The sequence below is a fragment of the Brasilonema sp. UFV-L1 genome, assembly GCF_012912105.1.
Classification (GTDB): Bacteria; Cyanobacteriota; Cyanobacteriia; order Cyanobacteriales; family Nostocaceae; genus Brasilonema.
The window spans coordinates 1-18,887 of the sequence record NZ_QMEA01000081.1 but is presented as its reverse complement, the minus strand read 5'-3'; the positions used below and the strand labels follow the sequence as shown (position 1 = coordinate 18,887).

Genomic DNA, 18,887 nt, shown 5'->3' with positions numbered 1-18,887 from the left:
AAAACTATGCCAGCTAAAATACTGGTTGTGGATGATGAGCCTGACTTAGAACCACTCCTGTGTCAGGCATTTAGAAAAAAAATTCGACAAAAGCAATTCCAATTAATTTTTGCAAAAAATGGTTTACAAGCTCTAGAAAAGCTGCAAGCTGATCCAGATATAGATATGGTTTTAACTGATATCTATATGCCAGAAATGGATGGACTCAGTTTGCTGACTAAACTCAATGAGTTATATCCCATCATTAAAGCAGTTATTGTTTCTGCCTATGGCGATATAGAAAATATTAGAACGGCGATGAATCGGGGTGCTTTTGACTTTTTGACTAAGCCGATTAATTTTCAGGATTTAGAAATTACGACGAACAAAACTTTGCAACATGTGCAGCGAATGAAAGCAGCACATGAACAGGAGCGTTTAGCACAACAGGCTCAAGCAGAATTGTTAATTCGTTTACAACAAGAGGTAACAGAACGTCAGCGAGCAGAAGAAGCACTGCGCGAAAGTGAAAGAAGGCTAGCTCAATTTCTAGAAGCTGTACCAGTGGGAATTTTTGTTGTTGATGCTAACGCTCAACCCTACTATACCAATCAAACGGCTCAGCAGATACTCGGTCAAGAAATCGTCACCGAAGTGAGAGCTACTCAATTTCCCGATATTTATCAAGCTTATCTAGCGGGGACAAAGGAGTTATACCCTGTTGAAGAGCAACCCATTTTGCGAGCGTTGAACGGCGAAAGTGTAACCATTGATGATATGCTGCTCCAGCAAGCTGACAAAATCATTCCTTTAGAGGTGTCAGCTACCCCAATTTATGATGAAAAGGGAAAAATTATCTATGCTATAGCCGCCTTTAGTGATATCACCCAACGCAAACAGGCGGAAGCCGAACGGATTTCGTTTACTCAAGAATTAGCAGGTAAAAACGCAGCTTTGCAACAGGCAAAAGATGCACTAGCCGAGTCTAACCGCACTCTGGAACAAAAAGTTGAGGAACGAACTCGCCAACTGTCTCAAACATTAGAAATTCTCAAAGCAACCCAAGCTGAACTGGTTTTTGAAAACGCTTTGCTCAGAAGTGCAGAACAATCCTCAACCTTTGATTATCAAGTTGGGGGTAGTTTACCGATGAATGCTCCTACTTATGTGGTACGTTCTGCGGATCGTCTTCTTTATCAAGCACTGAAGCGCGGAGAGTTTTGCTATATTCTGAATGCACGGCAAATGGGTAAGTCCAGCCTTATGGTACACATGATGCACCATCTTCAGCAAGAAGGGTTTAGCTGTGCAGCAATTGATATCACTCGCCTTGGTTCTGAAAACGTCACTCCTACTCAATGGTACAAGGGATTTGCCGTGGAGTTATGGCAAAACTTTAATTTGTTTGGAAAGGTGAATTTGAAAGCTTGGTGGAATGAGCAAAAAGATTTATCTTCTATTCAGTGCTTGAGTCGATTTTTAGAAGAAATCATACTAACTCATGTCGAGAATGAAAAAATATTTATCTTTGTAGATGAGATTGATACTGTCTTGGGTTTGAATTTTCCTGTTAATGATTTTTTTGCTTTGATTCGCTTCTGCTTCAATCAACGTAGTATTAATCCAGAGTATCAACGTTTAACTTTTGCTTTGTTTGGAGTCGCAACTCCCTCAGATTTAATAACTGATCATCAAAGAACACCTTTTAATATTGGTCAAGCAATTCAACTTAATGGCTTTCAAATTCATGAAGCTCAACCTTTGCTTAATGGATTGACAGAGAAAGTCAGTAATCCACAAGTCGTGCTCAAAGAAGTGTTAGACTGGACAAGCGGTCAACCTTTTCTGACTCAAAAGCTTTGCAAATTCATACGCCGTTGCTCATCCACTATTCCCACAAACGGTGAAGCGCAATGGGTTGAAAACTTGGTCCAAAATTATGTGATGGAGAATTGGGAATCTCAGGATGAGCCAGAGCATTTGAGAACGATACGCGATCGCATTCTCAATACCAAACTAAAATCATCTCAGCTACTAGAAATATATCAACAAATTTTGGATCTAGGAGAAGTCGTCTCTGTTGATAGTCCAGAAGAAAAAGAGTTGCTGTTGTCAGGGCTAGTCGTCAAGCAACAAGGTGTTTTAAAAGTGCATAATCGTATTTATGAATTGATATTTAATCAAAATTGGATTAACTTGCACCTCTAAACAAGATTGTCATAAGCTAATGCGCGTAGAACTTGCATATTTTTTACCCTTCATTCGACATGTAACTGTACCAGGGAGAATTCTTGACTTTATCTGTATAGTACCAGTTGCCACATACTGTAAAAAAGTCGTGGGGCAGAGACTATAGGTAGTCACTGCCCCACAGATAGTCTTCGCTATCTGAGCGTTTGCTTACGCAGGAATTAACACTGTATCAATAATGTGAATCACACCATTATCAGTCGCAACATCCGGTGTTGTGACTGTGGCATCATTTACCTTGACACCTTTGGAAGCATCAATTTTCACTTCCGTTCCTTGAACTGTTTTAGCTGATTTCAGCTTAACTACATCAGCTGCAGTCACTTTGCCGGAAACAACATGATAAGTCAGGATTTTCTTAAGCTTTGGAATGTCCTTAAGCAATGCATCCACTGTGCCTTCTGGAAGCTTCTTAAATGCATCATCTGTCGGTGCAAAAACTGTAAATGGACCAGCACCTTTAAGAGTATCTACCAGGTTGGCAGCTTTGATTGCAGCAACTAGGGTGTTAAAAGAACCAGCATCAACAGCCGTATCAATAATGTCAGCCAAGTGTTTCACCTAGTTTTGTGTAATCTATTAACTAGTGTAAACTCTTTTTTAAGAAAAAGTATCTAATGTTAAATATTTGTCTAAATCTATTTCATTGAAAACCACCGCATTACTGAATATCTTTTATACATGTTTTGTCTGCTAAAGATCTGCGAACTAAAACTTGATTGCAGATGACATACTTGATGAGCAAACAATTAGGGGCAAAAGTAGCTTTGCTACTTTTGCCCCTACCTAATTGAAGAAAATCGAGATTGGAGTTGGTGGACATACATAATTTTTAGCTTGCCAAATCGACCAAAGCGTCCCACCGGAACCGGACTACGCGTGAGATAGATTGGCGATAATGCTCAGCAGTAAATACTGATAGTGTGATATTGGGCTGACTGGAATCTAGGATACCTTTGACTGTGCAGATCTGCCTTCTGTTGTTGCAGTATGCAAGAATGCGGTCTCCAACCTGAATATTTAACGCTTTAATTTTCAATGACTACTCAACTTTATTAAGAAATTTGCAAAGCTTGCCCTGCATTTAGCACTACCTGATTATATAGCTAAAATTTATGAAAATGAGTTATGTAAGCTTGTGTCTACTCAAATTCCTCATTCTCAACTACATCCCCCCAATAATATTGTCCAAGCCTCAAAATTCCCTCGTCCACGGCTAAGCTGGCTACAACCCTTAATATTGCTTGCACCCGCTGGGATTTGGTTGTTGCTTTTGCTGGTGCTACCAACACTGATTATTTTTGAGTTGAGTTTGGTACCAAATATTCGACCAGGAGATATAGTCAATCCTAGTGGATTCGATAACTACATTCGGATACTTGACCCCTTATACTTGCAAGTTATGGGGCGATCGCTCTTTTTTGCACTCACTTCAACAATCATTTGTTTAATCTTGGGTTTCCCTGTCGCCTATTGGATTGCTCAAATGACTCCTCAAAGATGGCGAAATTTACTCCTCATTGGCTTTGTCTTACCTTTGTGGACTTCTTCTTTACTCCGCTGTTATGCGTGGATTACAATTCTTCGTCCTACTGGGTTACTCAATAGTCTTCTTAGCAGTTTCAATTTACCAACTTTAGATATTCTTAATAACAGTTCAGCCGTTTTAATTGGTATGAGTTACAGCTTTTTGCCCTACATGGTTTTGATTTTATATGCTGCTTTAGAAAAATTAGACAAGCGTTTGCTAGAAGCAGCAGCGGATTTAGGCGCAAATCCCGTACAAACTTTTTGGAAAGTCACAGTTCCACAAACTCTCACTGGAATTGCTGCTGGTTCATTCCTTGTGTTTATTGGTACATTTGGGGATTTTATTGATCCAGAATTACTTGGTGGTGCTTCCAGTATGACAGCGGCGCGGCTAGTTTATAATCAGTTTCTTGGACCTACCCAAAATTGGGGATTTGGTTCTGCTTTAAGTACGATGATAATTTTGGTTGTTAGTCTTGCTATTGCTCTTTTAATTAAGTTTGGCGATGCAACACCGAAACATTAACAATTCAAAATTCGCTGCCTACAGCACGCTACTAACACATTCAAAATTCACGCATTAAAGACAGTTTCAGACGGGGATTTAAACCCCGACTGAATTTGCATATTTTGGATTGTCTGTTAAAAAGCTCAATTCCTCTAGGCTGAGGAGTGTCAAGAGTGCTTGACAAACGTATTGAGGTATGCTTTTAGATCTTCTAAGGAAACTTCCGTGGAGATAAATCCGATATAGTTGTCAGGTCTCAGCAGCACCTTAAAAGGTTGGTTTTTACCGAAGATTTCTACAACGCGTGGGTAAAGTGCAATAACCTGGAAGTCGATCAAATCACCATATTCTTTTTCGAGTTCTGACTTCAAATCTTGATAACCATGTTCCCCGTCTGAGAAAATAAGCAGGTGGAATTTGGGAGCGCAGAGTTTGTCATAAACATTCGCGCCGTCAACCAGAAAATACGGCATTCTATCTCCGGCTTTGACCTCAAAATCGTGATCGCCCTGATGCTTGCTTAAAGAACTGTCGCGGTAGTTCAATCCGATTTGAGAAACCATCGGAAAGAGAAACTCTTTTGCCGCGCTAAACTGCGTCACAAAACTGGCGAGGCTTGGTAAAATGTTGTCGCGGAAAAATCGGAGATACCACTGATCGCCCGCCGCGACATCAAAAAACTGGTCGGTTGTTTGCAAGAGTCGTTTCGCATTTGCCAAACGTTCCTCGTTATACGTGTCGAGAAGCGAATCCTCGGCATAGCCTCTCAAAACAAACGCAATTTTCCAAGCCAGGTTATAAGCGTCCTGGATGCCCGTGTTCATACCTTGACCGCCTGCAGGCGTGTGAATATGGGCGGCATCACCAGCAAGAAAACATCTGCCAATTGAGAACGTCTCGGCGTGACGAGTATGCACTTTGTAAGTTGAAAACCACCGCACATACGTAATCTCTATCGGCTGCTGCACCAATTGCTTGACCTTGTTTTCGACCTGATCAAAAGTCACTTCTGGTGAAACTTGGTCGTTGTATTCAGGCATGTTGCCGATAAGCCTCCAGCGCTTCTCGCCTTGAATGGGAACGATCAGCACAAACGAGTCATACCCCAACACCGGATAAAACGTTGCCTCGTCTGCTTGGAACTCCATCTCCACGTCCGCGACATAAAACAGGCGCGGGTGAGTCGAACCTTCAAAAGGAAGACCGAGCAAATGCCGCGTCTGACTGCTCGCGCCGTCACAACCCACCAGATATCGGGCTTCGATCATTTGTGTTTCACCGTTTGCGGCTTTGAGAACCGCTTTCACGCCGTCTGCATCCTGCGTCAGGCTTTCTAGTTCGGTCTGCCACTGAACGTCTTTTCCGTTGCGCTGGAGATGCTCGTAAAGAAGACGCTCGTTTTTGCTTTGTTCAAAAACAAGGAGAAAAGGAAAAGGGCTGAGCCGTCCACCGAAGCCAGAAAAATCGAGGCGGGCGCTGATTTTGCCGGAGTGCATCAGGACGACTTTTTGCACAATCTCCCCGCCTTGAACTGCTTTTTGCGCCAAGCTAACTTGATCGTAAATCTCAAGCGTGCGCGCATGAACTACTAGAGCCTTTGATAGCTCGGTGACGCCTTCTTTCTTGTCGAAGATTACGAAGTCTATACCGTAACGAATCAATTGCACGGCAACAGACAACCCTGTTGGGCCAGCGCCAACGATTATTACACTGGTTTTGGTTACTGTTTCCATCATCCTACCTCCTACTCTTTGCTCGTCTGTTTGCTCGTCAAGCTAAATCACACCATCTCGTCCGGATCAATTCACTCATCAAGCGACTTAATTCACCCTCCATAGGAGTGGGAAATCATCTCTATTTTTGATTGATTGGTCAAGCAACTATTTAGGAAAAAAAATATGCCCCTAGTTACGAATAGTTACGAAACGCCATCGGTAGGGGCTTGCATACCTTGTAAAAAGACCTCTACAGCAGTCGCCACCATCATATCAGAGCTGATTTGCTGAGCGTCTGGCTGAAGAAAGACTTCGCGGGTGAGAATGTAGGCAATTAATGGTCCGATAAAACAACGGGCAGCCGCAGCCGGATGCATCGGCTTGAGAACACCATCTGCCATTTGTTTTGCTAGATAGCGCGTCAAAAAACCAACCGCACGGCTCGGTCCAATATTATTGAACAGCTCAGCCACAATTGGTTGTCGCATCGTCTCACCCAGAATTAGCTTCATCATCGCCGTTGAAGTGGGATTGTCTACCATGCGGAGGAATGACTTACCAAAAACCGTGAGAACATCTCGCGGCGGTTTGTTCATCATGTCCTCATCGTTGTGGTGAAGCAGTTGCAACAGGGGCATCCGTTGCTCGACCACTTGTCGAAACAAATCCCCCTTGTCCTTAAAGTAGTGATAAATCAAACCAGGAGAGCCAATACCAGCGGCAGCGGCAATATCCTTGTTGGTCGTCTTTTCAAAACCTTTGCTAGAAAATACCTGCAAAGCACCATCAATGATTTGCTGGCGTCGCTCTTCAAAGTCTTGTTCGTCGCGAGGAGGCATGATTATTGATTGACTGATTAATCAAATATTAGCACAATCTTGAGGATTGTGAATACATTTTTTAACTTCAGTTCGATTTGACATCGTTGTTGCGGGCGTCATACCGTTTCACGAAAATCCTGATACAATTAACTCCACAGCAGTTGCAATCAACGAGGAAACCTCCAAGGGCGCACTGCCTCCCCTACAGCCCCCCCGAATTTATCCGTAAGGTAATAATTACGAATTACGAATTCTCAATTACGAATTCTTCTGACGCTGTAACTGTTTGAGTGTTTGATACATTTCCGGTAAGCGACTGAAAATAGCTGACACCTTCAAGTACTGTTTATGGGGTAGCGCTGGAGTTCCAGAGACAATTTCTCCTGGTGCTACATCATTATGAATTCCAGCTTTTGCAGATGCGATCGCCCGATCGCCTATCTTCACTTGATTAGTAATTCCCGATTGTCCAGCCAGGATAACACCATTACCAAGTTTCACACCTCCCGCCATACCAGACTGACCTGCAATAGCACAACCAGCACCAATTTGGCAACCGTGACCAATTTGCACTAAATTGTCAATTTTCGTATTGCGACCTATGCGTGTTTCTCCAACTGCTGGGCGGTCAATAGCGCTATTACAGCCGACTTCCACACCATCTTCTAAAACAGTGTAGCCGGATTGTTCCATTTTTACCCAACCAGTCGAAGTCGGAACAAAGCCAAAGCCTTCTGAACCAATAACAACGCCACTGTGAATCATACAATCTGCACCAATACGACTCCGTTCGTGGATAGTGCAATTGGCGTGTAAAGTTGTGCGATCGCCTATCTTAACATCAGGGTAAATCACCACATTAGGATGAACGCATACATCATCACCAATTTCGACTCCCTGCTGAATGACAACATGAGGACCAATATACACTTGTTTGCCAATTTTTGCTGTCGGGTGAATAACCGCAGTCGGATGAATTTCTGGAGTGGGACGCCAAGGTTGGTAAAATAAGGCGATCGCTTTAGCAAATAACAGTCGTGGTTCTTTTGTTGCAATCCAAACAATACCCCGTTCTTGTGCTTGTGTCTGTAATGCTTGATCTAAAGGCAAAATTAAAGCACTCGCATTCGTTTTGCTAACCATAGAAGCAAATTTTGCTCCTTCAATGTAGCTGAGAGTACCCGTTGTTGCTTCATCAACGGCTGTAATCTCTGTGATTTCCGGGTCATTCTCTTGATTGGAGGAAAGACTATTACAGGAGGCGGCGTCACCCAGTTTTTCTAAAATCGTACTAAATTTCATGGTTGTTTTTTCAGGAATCCTTAGATATAGGCAAAATATATTGTCGCTTTTTCTTAGGATTATGTTCTTTGCATGTAGTCGCAATCCGTAGAGAGATGTAAGCTTGCTGAATTCATGCGGCTATGGGTTGTGGGGCAAAGGTGCGATAAGCTTCTAATGCTGCTTCTTTAACGATATCGGGAACAATGGGGAAGGTGCTGAGAATGTAAGCAAATTCTTCTTCGGTTAAGCCGTAGAGGTGCGCTATCATCCCGTCGAGTTCAGCGCGGAGTTTGGCGCGATCGCTTTCATTCGTAACACCGTTTTTGTGAGAACCCAATCCAACTTCTTGCGCGAGTTCGTCAAATTCTTTTGTGGTGCAGATGAGTTTGGCGGCGCGTTGTATGATGTCGGTGAAGTGGCGATCGCCTTCTGTTAAGCGTGGTATTGGTAGTTGGTAAAAAATAAACATCGATATTGATGTTGTAACTCGTTGTCGAGCTATAAAATCAAATGCAAAAGAGTTTAACAATCCGCAAACATACAAAAGCTCTGGATAGGTAATAGTAGACTTATCTAAATGACTTAAAAATAATTTATGATTAGCAAAAACATTAACAGGAAGCAGGTTAGCGATTATAGTACGTGCATCAGTGTTTCTAGCAATTTCACGGAATGCTAATCTATATTTTTGGTAATTTAATCTTTGTCTAGTTTCTTGTTGTTTACCTAAAAGTGCTTGGCGTGCTTCTAATTCATTTATCCAATACTGAGATTTACTCCATTGATGCGTAAATTGATGTATCATCTTACCTTCGTAAAGCGGAAGTCTTCCAGTTTGAAAATCTTTGTAGAACAAATGACTATCATTAGTCATATGAAATTCATTACACAAGACTAAATTCCACTTACCCTCAATCTTCTCTCCTAGTAGAGGAAACTTGAGCATTTTCTCCGCAATGCGGACATCAATCTCGTTTTTAAACTCCATCACTGACAGTGAATCAGGCGATAGTTTCCGCACTATTTCAACACTAATCCGCAAGCTTTCATGACTAGGAAATATTTCCAATTCCTGTACATCAAGGCGCATAAAAGCGGATGGAAATTCTGTGGTTTTACCACCTTTTGCAAAAGTTAGTACAACAAACTTAAAACGGCAGTCAACACCTTCAAAAATTTCTTTTCGATTCTCCAGACAGAATAATCCAGTAACCTTCGTTTGACTAAACAACATTTCTCGCAGTTGCTTAGTTCCTAAATCAGTGTAAATACCACTGGGAACAACAATTCCACACTCGCCGCCATCCCGCAGCAGATGAAAACAGCGTTCTACAAATAATTTATAGAGATTAATATCTGTACCAGCTTTTTTAGCATTAACAATGGAAATCTGATTTTTATACTCTTCAGACGAACGATAATAAGCACTGACGTGAGGATATTGACTCTGATATTCTAACCAAGCTTCTGCAATTTCCGGATTTTGTAACAGTTTATTCTGTTCTTTTTCAAAAGTTTTGATATCCATTTTGTTCTTCGTCACCAGTTCGTTATACTTGGCGAAGAACTCTTTAGCTTGCGGCTTAAAAATTTCCCAAGGTGGATTAGTAATAATTGCATCAAAACCACCGTTTTCTAAAACCTTGTCAAAGTGATAACCCCAGTGAAAAGGTTTCAATGCTGCAATATCCTTGGGAGTTAAGACACGCTTATTTGATTTTCCAGTTAACTGCACTTCCTCGTATTTGATACCTAGACGCTGACTAAACTCATCCAACAACAAAAGATTTAACTTCTCTTGCGATTCTCTGTTAAGTTTTTCGATATGAGTTCGTAGCATCTGCAACCGAGATTGTTGAGAGGTTCCCGGTTCTCCAGCAGAAAGCTTTTCCTCGCCAGGAATAAAAGCGTGTTTTTTGTATAGTTCAATAGATTTATTCTTTTCGTTTAAAATGGTTTTATAATTCGCAGCAGTAAGAAGTTGTAGTAAATTACCTTGTTTAGTATTTCCTACTGTATCAAATGCAGTGTCATCTACTCGAATTAACCCAATCAGCGAATTCCCCGCCATGATATTAAAATCAATATTAGGTAGCGGTTCTAATTCTTCGACATCATGAGCAGAAGAAACCAACGCCAAGAAAAGACGTAATTTAGCAATTTCTGTCGCTTCCTCCATGATGTCAACACCATAGAGGTTATCAGTAACAATCCGCTTTTTAATGTAATACGACAGCGATTTATGTAATTTTCTTGTATCTTCAAGTTCCCTTTTTAAATTGACATCTTCCATCAAATCAATTGTGCCAATCACCGCACTGTAAACTTGAATTAGTGTTTTCATCGCAGCGACGAGGAACGCACCTGAACCACAAGCTGGGTCAAGAATCGACAAATTTGGGAGAATATCTTTAATCAGTAGACGACAAACATTTGCATCCAGTTTGAGAAACAGTTCGTTAATATCCTCAAATGGTTTATAGTTATCTGAAATAGCATCGTTAACGCGATCCACAATTAACTTGTGAATCGTTCTATCACAAAGATATTCAGTTATCTGGGGTCTAGTATAGTAAGCACGAAATGCCTTTTGGTTAATATATTTTTCAAAAATGTAACCCAAGACATGAGGGTTAATTTCGTCATCCTTACCCTCTGGCGTATCATCTAAGTTCCAAGAATAACGAGCAAATAAATCGAGAACTTGTTCAAACGCTTCATCGGCTATGGCAATATTATATTCTTGCTCGATGCGATGTTTTAAAAATAATCCCCCATTGAGATATTTAACATTTCCTACCAATGCTTGTACAGATGCATCACGGTCTGTTTCTGGTTTTGCAAAACTTTCAAAAAATAATGCTTTGAGGAAGGTATTATAAAATTGGTTTTCGCCTCGCTGCTTACTTTGTTTGAGTTGATTTTGCAGATAATTTAAGTCTCCGTTATCAATAAACCGTTTACGTTGAAGAAAATAAACAAACATCATCCTATTGAGAAGCACTGATGTATACCAACGTCGGTCATGAGTATTATTAATGCCTTGAACATACCCTAAAAACTGCTTGTGCTGCTCTTGAAATTCTTTATAAAATTGTTTAGTGACTCGCTCAACATCAAAAGCTTTTTGCAGTCGATGTGCAATTTCTACAACTGATAATCTATTATCTTCTAGTTCAGTGATATCAATCACTAAAGAACCAAGCTTACTTAAAAATAAATCTCCTGGTTGACCTTTTACATATAAATGGTCACGAGTATAGCTTTTTTTTCCTTCCCGTTTTACCCAATACCAAAGACTGCGAGTGCGTTGACTGTCGATAAATATCAGCAGATTTTCAGCTTTGAATTTAGTAATTTCTTGGTGAATAGCAGCGCGAATTTTAGCTTCTGGAATTGCGCCATCAGCGGCGGTAACTTCAAAAATAGCTACACCGGAACTCTCAGCAATACACTTGTATTCATAAATCTTGTTCTCAATTTCCAACGGAACAGCCTTTCTCCGTGTTGGTTGTGACCAACCTAACTCCTCTATAAACAAATCCTCGAATTGGAAGTTATAGAGTAAATTCCGTGTTTTCTGAAAATTGAGTACCATAGTATACGTCTTAGTTCTGTGTAGTAGAGCCAAAATATCCAAGTATGACAAACTCGCCCCAACAGACTTGCAGCCTGGGGCTAAAATCATTTCTTTAAATCTTCAAAATGTAATAACTTTACGAAGCAGCGTTCGCCTTGTATCTTTTATACTTATTTTTTATACATATATATAACCGTATTTATACTAAAGACGGCATTTGCTCGCAAATATGTAAGTATAATTTTGTATACTAGCCTTCTCAGGGAAGTTCAGGTTAAAAATTTACTGGATAAAAAAGAATTTTGATGCACTCTCACAAATAAATCACAGCTATTGTCTCAAAGCCTGATTCAGCAACGCCGAGACAACACCCGGTGCGAAAATCATTCCCTGGTATAACTAGGAAGACAGCCCAATTAAAACCCTGACAACAATTTTGCTACCTGTTCCGGTGCAGGAAGTTTATCCTGTAACTCTTGTGGTAACGTTGAAACTATCCGATAAGTCGCCACGCCAATAGGTTTATTTGACTCCCTTAATGCATATTCCACAATAGTTTTATCTTTCAACTTACAGAGAATAATTCCCACCGAAGGATTTTCATCCTCTAACCTGACTTTGTCATCTAACGCCGCCAAATAAAACTGCATTTTGCCCACATATTCCGGCAAAAAGTCACCTATTTTCAACTCAATAGCCACCAAACACTTCAAGCGGCGATGAAATAACAATAAATCAATAAAATATTCTTTATCACTAATTTCTAAACGATACTGACTACCGATAAATGTAAACATTCCGCCCATCTCTTGCAGAAATGGTTCCACCTTCGCCAAAATTGCTTGTTCTAACTGACGTTCACTATGTTCATCTGCCAGTTCTAGAAAGTCAAATGTATACTCATCTTTAACCGCTAATTTGGCTTGGTTACGAATCTTATCTGGAACAGTTTGATCAAAATTAGTTTGATTGAGTAAAGTTTTCTCATAACTTTGATTTTCAATCTGGTTCATTAAAACATTTTTCGTCCAACCAAACTTCCGCGTCATACGGATATAAAATTCTCGTTCTAAGTCGTCTTTACACTTCTCCATAATTACCAGATTATGAGTCCAACCAATTTCTCGCACCATTGGTGCGAGTTTTTCATTATTCACATAAGTCTCATAAAAAAGTTTCATTCGCCAAAGATTCGCAGTAGAAAATCCTTGTATGCCAGGAAACTCTACTTGTAAATCTTGAGAGAGATTTTTTACCACCGATTTTCCCCAAGATTCCCCCTGTTGACGACTAACAATTAACCGTCCAATATCCCAGTAGAGAGCAATTAATTCTTTGTTAACTGCCTTCAGTGCTTCATACTGGGCTGCACGAATACGCCGTTTAACAGCAATGAGCAATTCACCATAATTGCCTGCATCAAGTTCACTCATAGGAATTTTTAAAAATGAATTATATTATTTTTTCTTTTATTAGTCCAAATTGAGAAAAATTATTATATTTATTGACATGACAATTTCACAACGTCACTTCTCCTGAAATAATCCCAGCGAACAAATAATTGATGGTTCTCTTTTCTCTACCTCTTCACTCACAATACACAAACGGTTATCTATTTGCAGGGCTGCTACTAGTTCCGCCAATTGCTGATTACTAATACCGCTTCTTAATTGCCGATTTAAAGTATCAACTGCTGACTGTCTTAACGGGTAACGATAAATATCATCAATTGCCTTTAGCAGTTCTTCAGTAACAAATAACGTTCCCTTCATTTCCTGAACATAACTTTTCAATCGTTCATAAGTGCGGAACCTTGCACCAGATGGTCGTCCCAACTGACCGCCTGCATTTGTTTCTTCTTCAGCAATCAGTTCAGCACCTTTTTTAACTAACTCGTGATGTTGTTCATCTCTAGGAATGGCGGGAGTCGTTTCTTCACACGCCGCCATTTTTAAAATTGCTAATTGCGACTGAGTGACACTATTTCCTTCGCGGTCAACATAAACCAAAGAATCATTACCTTCGGTGGTTTTCATGTAAAGTAATACTCCCTCTGGTTGCACTGGTTGGGGAATATGGGCGCGAGTCGAATAAACCACATTTGGCATTTCTTCAATCGTCTTTTTCAAAGCCGGATTGTCATCGGTAGCTTTTTTCCAAATTTGAAACGCTTCTGAGGTCAAATCTACTTCCGTGTCCTCTTCGCCATCCAAAATTCCAGATTTTTCATTGTAGAGGTCGAGAATAACCTGAGTGGAATCATCTTCAAAAAAGACTTCATCGGTTCCTACCACCTCAGCATTTTCTTGTAGTCGCTGGCGGAGTCTTAAGCGTAAATTAATAATGCGTTCTACTCCCTCAGCTGGTAGGAAAGAATAACAGAGAATTTTTTCTGCATTTTGTCCAATCCGATCTACCCGCCCCGCCCTTTGGATTAACCTGATAATTGCCCACGGTAAATCCCAATTGATTATAATTGCACAGTCTTGCAAGTTGTGACCTTCACTGAGAACATCAGTGGCAATGAGGATGCGTAATTCGTTAGATGTTGCTACTTTATCACCTTTGCCATTACTCACAGGACTAAACCTTCCCGTCAGTTCCGTAGGGTTTTTTGATTGACCTGTCACCCCTCCCACATGAGTCAGATTTCTCGTCTGTAAATTGTCTGCAAGGTAGCGTACTGTATCTGCAAATTGTGTAAAGATTAATATTTTTTCGTTCGGGTGAGTTTTTGTTAGCAATTCGACCAAAGCGGCAAGTTTTTCATCTTCTTTGGGATTCCACTCGCCACAGTGTTGCAACACATGAATCAGTGCTTTGGCATCTGCCAATAAATCTCGTTTTAATCTTTTAATATCAAATAGTGTAGAACGCAACCACTTAAATCGTCGTTTATATCGGGTTGCATATTCAGTGTAAATTGACTCTGCTTGTTGTCGAAAACTTTTTTCTGTTAAGCTTTCTGTCTCTGTTTTTTCTTGCACAGAAGAGTCATCAACATCATCTTCGGTTTCTGTATCAAACAAAGTTGCTGCAACTGAATCAGCATCTTCATCGTTATGACTTGTGTTTAATAACTCAGCATCTTGAGTACCTATAGGAATATCAAGTCCCTGTTCTAGGGCATATAAATAAATAAAATTGCGTAAAATGTGGCGTTCGATTGATTGGAGAAAAGCAAAGCCACTACTTTCTAAACGTTTAAATAAATTGGTCCGGGAAAATCCCATTAACCTACGTCCGCCACGAAATAATGCATTCAGCTGGCGTTGTTCAGTGTCAGTGGGTGGTTGTTTGTGTTTGGTAACTACGTAGTTTCCTAACCCATAACGGGGTAGGTTGAGTTGATTAATGATTTCGACTATTGACTCAGAATAAAGACGAGAATAAAGGTTAGTTTCAGAACCTTCTAAAGTAAACTTAATAGTACGAGGAATGCGGTCTGGAAAATAAGAACGTCTCCCATCGGAAAATTCTAAATATTTACGTACCCCCCTCAATCCCCCCGGAGATTGGGGAGACAAAGGGGGGTCTGATTTGGCATAGTTATCTTTAATAAACGAACGAGTTCGCCGCACCATGTAGCGTTTCATTAACTCTCGCCAGTCGTCGGGATGTTCGCTTTTTTCAAAAGCTGCTAAAGAACGTACAGAACATTGATGCCTTCTAATAAACTCTAGTTCTCCTACCGAACTACCGCCTAGTTCATTGATTAAAGCTTCTGGTCGAAACCCCAAATCTTGGTCTTCTGGAACGAATAATCTTAATTGCGAAGAAAGGTCAAGATAAGTTTTATTGTAGGGAGTAGCAGATAATAGAATACATTTACTTTCGTTATTCTCAATATACTCTGCGATCGCCCGATATCTCTTACCTTCTGTGTTACGCAAATTGTGACTTTCATCAATTAACACAACCCGGTAACGGCGTAACTCTGGTAACTGACTCTGCACTTTACTAATAGGCAGGACTTTCGCATATAGCCGATAGTTATCGACATATTCCTGCCACATTTGTACCAAGTTTTTGGGGCAAATAATGAGCGTTTCTAAAAAACAATCTTCTTGTAATATCTTGGCAAGGGCGGTTCCCACTAAGGTTTTCCCCAAACCAACCACATCCCCCACCAATACACCACCACGTCTGGTGACATGACGCGCTGCTAGCTGCACTGCTGCTTTTTGGAAATCAAACAAATTATTGAATTCACGGGGAATGCGGAATTCTGAAAGTCCGGCGATCGCCTCACTAGACAAATGATAAGCTATCTTGAGGTAGATGTGGTAAGGCGGGATTAATTCTTCCCTCGCCCAACTCTCATCAATAATTTCCGCCAGTTCTTTGGAAATATCTACACAACCATAATCTTTCCAGCGGTCATCAAACCATTTTTGCAGCTTGTTGCAAGCATCGTGGTCTAAAACATCGACATTCAATTCTCCTTGTTTCGCTAGTCCAGGCAGAGTCAAGTTACTACTACCCAAGAATCCCACACAAGGAATATTGAGGTCATTGCGATGCACAAGATATAACTTAGCATGAAGGGGGTGACGCAGAAACAGTTTAATGATGAGTTTCTTTGTTTTTAGCTGATGACTTAACCGCCGCAAGCCCGCTTCATCCTGATTAGTAGGCGCACCAATCGTCAGCTGCTTGCGAAATTCAACTGCTATTTGTTTTTTGAAGCGAACGATCGCACTGTTATCAATACGCCCGTCACCAGTCCCAAGCGTAAAAGCTGCACGGACTTCATCACTCTCTCGACTTTGCATCCCAACCAAGAGACGACAACAAGCCTTTTCGCTGCCAACATACTGTTCAATTAAATCATCTATTTTCCGCCAACCTCTAAGATTGAAGTAGCCCACACAAAAATCTGCTCTGTAAGAGATTTTTAGCGTTTCTCGCAAAATTGCTAGCAGTTGCAAATCTATGTTATCAAAAATGCGTGGCATTATTTCATACTCAGTTGGAAATTTTTTGTAGTGCGTTGTTTACTAACAGTGTTCTACGAGTTTGCCACTCTCCTGGCCATCAAAACTATAATTCTACAACTGTGTATTTACAGACAGTATGACTTTGATTTGATAGGACTGTTATCCGCAGGAATCGTGGACCATCCCAAGATTTTGGTGCGTTAGACGTTTTGTCTAACACACCCTACAATTACTTAGATTCTTTCAAAATTCAAACCGGATTGCTATGAAAGTTATTCTTTCAACAATAAGTAGTATAGTTTACCGTTGCCGCCTGTAATACCAGCGCGATCGCCAGCTAACTTCCCAGTTCCCATGAAATAATCAACTCGTCCTGGTCCTTTAATAGCACTTCCGGTATCTTGATCAAGCACATAGCGACTTACAGTACGACGTACGAGTTGTCCACTCTCGGTGAAAAAGGGCAAATTGGTGTTAACCAACGCCAATGCTCCCGGAGGCATGATAGATTTATCAGTTGCAATCGAACGTTCTGGTGTGACTGGTACGCGGATGCTTCCTGTCGCAGGTGTACCATTCGTTTCCTGGAAGAAGACAAAGCGTTCCCAGCGCGGTAGATAATTGTTCATCTCCCTTGGATACTGCTGAAAATACCTAATTAAAACTGGCATCGTCAAACCATTTAAGGGGAGTTTACCATCCTTCGCCAATTGTCCACCTATGCTTGTCCAGGGGTAATCTGTTCCACCTGCATAACCCACAGATGTTCGCGTCCCATCAGTTAAGTTGAGTTGGGCAGAACCTTGAATTTGAATCATGTACGCATCAAAACGATTGGCAAACCAAAATAACTCTAAACCACGCAACCGGCTTTTCTCCCCTAGTAAACCATCTTTTCCTTCTAAATCAATCCGTTTTGGGTGTGGTTTCGTCCATTTATCAAAGTTAGGTGGTCGCCGATAAACGGGATACTTATAAACTGATGTGCGTACGCGACTGGCAGAATAAATAGGCTCGTAATAGGCAGTAAACTTCACATTACCATTGCCATCCTTCCCAACTGACTGGTAGAAGACAAATTCCCGATTAACAGCAGCTTGTAGTTGTGCTGGTGACTCTGCACTCACAACCAATTGGCGGAAACGCAGCAAACTACGACGAACGCGGTCAAGGGTAACCTCTCTAATAGGATAATTTTGATACGTTGTTATAGCCTTATCAGTCGTCAGGTAATATAAGCTGTTATCTATTGCCGTTAATAGTGCTTTTTGATCGCCTTTTGTCCCGTTTGCACCCCAAATTTGCTCATCCCAACCCAAGCAACTGTATGAAGAGTTACAGACTGTTGCCATATCTACTGGAACTAATGGTGATCTACCCTGCTGAGGTTGTCTTGGTTGTGGCGAGGGCAAAATTTCAGGTTGACTTGGAACTGGTATTGGTATTGGTGGTAAGTTGGGAACCTGAGCAAAAACTGACCAAACCGAATTAACGAAGGTAATTCCTAGACTCAAGGAAACCAAAGCAAGCGTTTTTCTCATGATTTAACTAAATCTTTCCACTCCAACCCATTGTTAAGCAAACAACCCTCAACTGAGAAGAGGATTCAGGGAAGTCGAGAGAACAACCCAAGAAAATAATCTCTCGTCTGTTCCATCTCCTCATCCCTATTCGTCCCCTATGACGGTTGTTATCCAGCGAACAGTTCCCGAAAACAAGAAGCGTAGGAGAAGCCATTCTTCCTCCTGACTGCTGACTCCTCTCAAAGGTCATAGCTCGAATATTACTAATATTTAACAATCACCGAGTCATAACTCATTTCTTGCAATCAGGTTTCTGATAGAAATACCAGACATTCACAAAATTTTCTAAACATTAGTTTGCGTCAGAAAGTAAACTTTAATTTCAACAACAACGATTAAAATTCAACACATGCTAACTTAATAATTGAAGCTCAAAAGCTTCCCTGGCAGATAGAACAGCTAGATGAAAACAAACAAAGAGGTAAAAGACGCTGTTGAATCTAACATCTGTCTCGCAACAACACAGCAACACCCAACTCGAATGGTGATATTTCCTCAAGTGTAGAAACACAGGGGGCGCTGTAACTGAGAAGTTGTCGCTCAAAACAGTGATCCACTCAGTACATCCCCGGCTAGAATGAACAAAAAGAGGAAATAACTCATCTAGTAGAAGTTTGGGTGTTGTTGTCATTAAGGGCATACCTGGGTGTAAGCTTGTACAAAGTTGAGTGTCAACACCCCTGCCTAAAGGCGAGGG

At 40.9% G+C, this 18,887-nt stretch carries 11 protein-coding genes; 2 read left to right on the top strand and 9 right to left on the bottom strand.

What is annotated here, in order from left to right:
- Positions 1-6 precede the first annotated feature (6 nt).
- Positions 7-2,187: an AAA-like domain-containing protein gene (locus DP117_RS21725; RefSeq protein WP_169220319.1), complete on the top strand. Its 2,181-nt coding sequence runs from the start codon at positions 7-9 to the stop codon at positions 2,185-2,187.
- A gap of 192 nt (positions 2,188-2,379) precedes the next feature.
- On the opposite strand, the gene DP117_RS21720 is transcribed toward DP117_RS21725, so the two are convergent.
- The gene (locus DP117_RS21720) at positions 2,380-2,781 is read right to left on the bottom strand and encodes a fasciclin domain-containing protein (RefSeq protein ID WP_169220318.1); all 402 of its coding nucleotides are present in this window, start codon (positions 2,779-2,781) and stop codon (positions 2,380-2,382) included.
- A gap of 631 nt (positions 2,782-3,412) precedes the next feature.
- On the opposite strand from DP117_RS21720, the gene DP117_RS21715 reads away from it, so the two are divergent.
- Entirely contained in the window at positions 3,413-4,285 is an 873-nt protein-coding gene (locus DP117_RS21715; RefSeq protein ID WP_169220325.1) for an ABC transporter permease, read from the top strand.
- Positions 4,286-4,434: 149 nt separating this feature from the next.
- Here the strand turns inward: DP117_RS21715 and DP117_RS21710 are convergent, their stop codons facing one another.
- The 8 genes from DP117_RS21710 to DP117_RS35505 form a co-directional block, all read right to left on the bottom strand.
- Positions 4,435-6,003 (bottom strand): FAD-dependent monooxygenase, encoded by a 1,569-nt coding sequence (locus tag DP117_RS21710; RefSeq protein WP_248277763.1) that lies wholly within the window; start codon positions 6,001-6,003, stop codon positions 4,435-4,437.
- Positions 6,004-6,185: 182 nt separating this feature from the next.
- A complete protein-coding gene (locus DP117_RS21705) occupies positions 6,186-6,821 on the bottom strand; it encodes a TetR/AcrR family transcriptional regulator (RefSeq protein WP_169220317.1) in 636 nt (211 codons plus the stop codon).
- A gap of 240 nt (positions 6,822-7,061) precedes the next feature.
- Entirely contained in the window at positions 7,062-8,105 is a 1,044-nt protein-coding gene (lpxD, locus tag DP117_RS21700) for a UDP-3-O-(3-hydroxymyristoyl)glucosamine N-acyltransferase (protein ID WP_169220316.1), read from the bottom strand.
- A 112-nt stretch (positions 8,106-8,217) separates the two neighbouring features.
- The gene (locus DP117_RS21695) at positions 8,218-11,685 is read right to left on the bottom strand and encodes a DNA methyltransferase (protein ID WP_169220315.1); all 3,468 of its coding nucleotides are present in this window, start codon (positions 11,683-11,685) and stop codon (positions 8,218-8,220) included.
- Between the two features lie 398 nt (positions 11,686-12,083).
- Positions 12,084-13,100, bottom strand: a complete 1,017-nt coding sequence (locus tag DP117_RS21690; protein ID WP_169220314.1) for a PDDEXK nuclease domain-containing protein — start codon at positions 13,098-13,100, stop codon at positions 12,084-12,086.
- Positions 13,101-13,193: 93 nt separating this feature from the next.
- Positions 13,194-16,625: a helicase-related protein gene (locus DP117_RS21685; RefSeq protein ID WP_169220313.1), complete on the bottom strand. Its 3,432-nt coding sequence runs from the start codon at positions 16,623-16,625 to the stop codon at positions 13,194-13,196.
- Between the two features lie 254 nt (positions 16,626-16,879).
- Positions 16,880-18,148, bottom strand: coding sequence for a murein transglycosylase A (locus DP117_RS21680; protein WP_169220312.1), 1,269 nt, complete (start codon positions 18,146-18,148; stop codon positions 16,880-16,882).
- 394 nt (positions 18,149-18,542) lie between these two features.
- The coding region (locus DP117_RS35505) for a hypothetical protein (RefSeq protein ID WP_211176270.1) at positions 18,543-18,887 on the bottom strand (345 nt) is incomplete at its 5' end.

Excerpts from the sequence above, each read along its gene's own strand:
- lpxD (WP_169220316.1), bottom strand. The coding sequence starts at position 8,105 with ATGAAATTTAGTACGATTTTAGAAAAACTGGGTGACGCCGCCTCCTGT.
- DP117_RS21685 (WP_169220313.1), bottom strand. The coding sequence starts at position 16,625 with ATGCCACGCATTTTTGATAACATAGATTTGCAACTGCTAGCAATTTTG.
- DP117_RS21705 (WP_169220317.1), bottom strand. The coding sequence starts at position 6,821 with ATGCCTCCTCGCGACGAACAAGACTTTGAAGAGCGACGCCAGCAAATC.
- DP117_RS21680 (WP_169220312.1), bottom strand. The coding sequence starts at position 18,148 with ATGAGAAAAACGCTTGCTTTGGTTTCCTTGAGTCTAGGAATTACCTTC.
- DP117_RS21710 (WP_248277763.1), bottom strand. The coding sequence starts at position 6,003 with ATGATGGAAACAGTAACCAAAACCAGTGTAATAATCGTTGGCGCTGGC.
- DP117_RS21725 (WP_169220319.1), top strand. The coding sequence starts at position 7 with ATGCCAGCTAAAATACTGGTTGTGGATGATGAGCCTGACTTAGAACCA.
- DP117_RS21690 (WP_169220314.1), bottom strand. The coding sequence starts at position 13,100 with ATGAGTGAACTTGATGCAGGCAATTATGGTGAATTGCTCATTGCTGTT.
- DP117_RS21695 (WP_169220315.1), bottom strand. The coding sequence starts at position 11,685 with ATGGTACTCAATTTTCAGAAAACACGGAATTTACTCTATAACTTCCAA.